General features: G+C 62.4%; 3 protein-coding genes. All 3 read right to left on the bottom strand.

The window, feature by feature from the left end:
* On the bottom strand, nucleotides 1-419 hold a 419-nt coding region (locus VGH68_RS17875; protein WP_331604994.1), incomplete at its 3' end, for a DUF4149 domain-containing protein.
* Nucleotides 420-439: 20 nt separating this feature from the next.
* Nucleotides 440-916 carry a transcription elongation factor GreA gene (gene greA / locus VGH68_RS17880; protein ID WP_331604996.1) on the bottom strand — a complete coding sequence of 159 codons (477 nt, stop codon included), beginning with the start codon at nucleotides 914-916 and terminating at the stop codon, nucleotides 440-442.
* A 152-nt stretch (nucleotides 917-1,068) separates the two neighbouring features.
* On the bottom strand, nucleotides 1,069-3,285 hold a 2,217-nt coding region (gene carB / locus VGH68_RS17885; protein WP_331604997.1), incomplete at its 5' end, for a carbamoyl-phosphate synthase large subunit.

Consider the following 3,285-nt stretch of genomic DNA (forward strand, 5'->3'; position numbering starts at 1 on the left):
CCTAGCAGGCTCTCGATCAGATAGAACACGGTCGATACGCCGTGCAACATGCCAAAGCGCGTCGCATAAACGGAGTGACCGACGTCGCTGCCCGCCTCTAGCGCGGCCACGCGCATCGCGTTCATGAATGGCTGCAACGCGAAATAGCCAACCAGCACGCATATGAGCATACCGACGATCAGCCAGCGCAGGCGGCGATAGGCGCCGCTGCCACGTCGAACCAGCAAATTGGCGAGACCGAGCAGCAGAATGCCGCAGACAACGCCGATCACCCCCTGAATGCGAAACAGATGCGCGGCGACCTCGCCGGCGGTCGTCCGGTCAAGGGTCGTGAACAGTACGGGCGCCACCGCATAACCGATAGTCAGCAGACTGCCGACCCACACCACCGCCAACAGACGAAAAAACCGATGCGGCATCAGGGACACCGGCGCCACCCTTAGACGTAACTCACCGCGATAATTTCGTATTCGCGCACGCCGCCCGGCGCCTGCACCGAGGCCACGTCGCCTTCTGACTTGCCGATCAGTGCGCGCGCGATCGGCGAGCTAATCGAGATCAGGCCGTGATCGATATCCGCTTCGTCATCGCCAACGATCTGGTATTTGACCGACGCGCCTGATTCGAGGTCTTCGAGCTCCAGCGTTGCACCGAACACCACTCGGCCGTCCGCTTCGACTTGCGACGGATCGATCACCTGCGCGCCCGCGAGCTTCGATTCGAGTTCGGCAATGCGGCCCTCGATAAAGCCCTGCTTCTCCTTCGCCGCGTCGTACTCCGCATTTTCCGACAGATCGCCTTGAGCGCGTGCTTCCGCGATCGAGTTGATGACGGCCGGACGTTCGACCGACTTCAAACGCTGCAATTCGTCGCGCAGCATCTCTGCGCCGCGCTTAGTCAATGGAATAGTGCTCATAAACAACTCTGGAGGCAAAAAACGGCCGTAAAAAAATCACCGCGGTTAAGTGCATTCCGCGAAAGCCACCGCCCCGGACGAAACCCGGGCCGCAGCACCTGCGAAACGCCGCTTAACCGCGGCACGTACATCTTGGACTGGTAGTCGAATCCTTAGTTTAGGCGAGCGTGGAGTCCTTGTAAATCATAGACTTCCAGGTTCTTCAGATACCGAAGACCCTCCACGGCCGCCCGTGCGCCCGACATCGTCGTGTAGTAAGTGACCTTGTTCGCCTGAGCGCTCATGCGGATGGAACGCGAGTCCGCGATAGCCGCGCGCGTTTCGTCGACCGTCGTGAAGACGAGCGCAATTTCGCCGTTCTTGATCATGTCGACGATGTGCGGGCGGCCATCCTTCACCTTGTTGACGACCTTGACCGGCACCCCCGCCGCTTCGATCGCGGCAGCCGTACCCTTGGTCGCGACGATCGGATAGCCGAGCTCATGCAGCATGCGCGCGACTTCGACCGCCTTCGGCTTATCCGCGTCCATCACGGTCAACAGCACCGTGCCCGACTCCGGCAAACGCGAACCCGCCGCGAGCTGCGACTTGAACAGCGCCTCGCCGAAGGTCTGGCCCACACCCATCACTTCACCGGTCGAACGCATTTCCGGTCCGAGCACCGGATCGACGGCCGGGAACTTGACGAACGGGAACACGGCTTCCTTCACGCTGAAGTACGGCGGCACGATTTCCCTCGTCACGCCTTGCTCGGCGAGCTTCTGCCCGACCATCGCGCGCGCCGCGATCTTCGCGAGCGGCAGGCTGGTCGCCTTCGACACGTACGGCACCGTGCGCGACGCACGCGGGTTCACTTCGAGCACGTAGATGACATCTTCTTTCGAGCCATCCGCCTGTGGTACCTGCTGGATCGCGAACTGCACGTTCATCAGGCCGATCACGTTCAGCGCCTTGGCCATCGCGGCGGTCTGGCGCTTCAGCTCGGCGACGGTTTCCTGCGACAGCGAGTACGGCGGCAGCGAGCAGGCCGAGTCGCCCGAGTGCACGCCCGCCTGTTCGATGTGCTCCATCACGCCGCCGATGAACACGGCCTCGCCGTCCGAGATGCAGTCCACGTCGCATTCGATCGCGTCGTTCAGGAAGCGGTCAAGCAACACCGGCGAGTCGTTCGACACCTTCACGGCCTCGCGCATGTAACGCTCGAGGTCGCGCGGCTCGTGGACGATTTCCATCGCCCGGCCGCCCAGCACGTACGACGGACGCACGACGAGCGGGTAGCCGATTTCGCCGGCGAGCTTCAGCGCCTCGTCTTCCGCGCGCGCGGTGCGGTTCGGCGGCTGGCGCAGGCCGAGGTCCTGCAGCAGCTTCTGGAAGCGCTCGCGGTCTTCGGCCGCGTCGATCATGTCCGGGGACGTGCCGATGATCGGCACGCCGTTTGCCTCGAGGTCGAGCGCGAGCTTCAGTGGCGTCTGGCCACCGTATTGCACGATCACGCCGACCGGCTTTTCCTTGTCGACGATCTCGAGCACGTCTTCCAGCGTCAGCGATTCGAAGTACAGGCGATCGGACGTGTCGTAGTCGGTCGACACGGTTTCCGGATTGCAGTTGACCATGATCGTTTCATAGCCGTCCTCGCGCATCGCGAGTGCGGCATGCACGCAGCAGTAGTCGAACTCGATACCCTGGCCGATCCGGTTCGGGCCGCCGCCCAGCACCATGATCTTCTTGTTGCTGGTCGGATTCGCCTCGCACTCTTCCTCGTAAGTCGAGTACATGTACGCGGTTTTCGTCGCGAACTCGGCCGCGCAGGTGTCGACGCGCTTGTACACCGGACGCACGTTCAGCTCGATACGGCGCGCGCGCACTTGCGCGGGCTTCGCGCCGACCAACCTGGCCAGACGCCGATCCGAGAAGCCGCTCTGCTTCAGATACTTGAGCTCTTCCTTCGACAGACTCGCGAGCGTGCGGCCTGCGAGCGCCTTTTCTTTCAGCACGATCTGTTCGATCTGCGCGAGAAACCACGGGTCGATCGCGGTTTCTTCGAAGATTTCCTGTACCGTCATGCCGATGCGGAACGCGTCGCCGACATACCAGATACGATCGGGACCGGCTTCACCGATCTCGCGGATGATCTCGTCGTGGTTCAGGGTCATTTCGTCCAGACCGTCGACGCCGACCTCGAGGCCGCGCAGCGCCTTCTGGAACGACTCCTGGAAAGTGCGGCCAATCGCCATCACTTCGCCGACCGACTTCATCTGCGTGGTCAGACGTGAATCGGCTTGGCGGAATTTCTCGAAGGCGAAGCGCGGAATCTTGGTGACGACATAGTCGATCGTCGGTTCGAACGATGCCGGGGTCTGGCCGCCGGT

Source organism: Paraburkholderia sp. (assembly GCF_036488505.1).
Classification (GTDB): domain Bacteria; phylum Pseudomonadota; class Gammaproteobacteria; order Burkholderiales; family Burkholderiaceae; genus Paraburkholderia.

Excerpts from the sequence above, each read along its gene's own strand:
- greA (WP_331604996.1), bottom strand. The coding sequence starts at position 916 with ATGAGCACTATTCCATTGACTAAGCGCGGCGCAGAGATGCTGCGCGAC.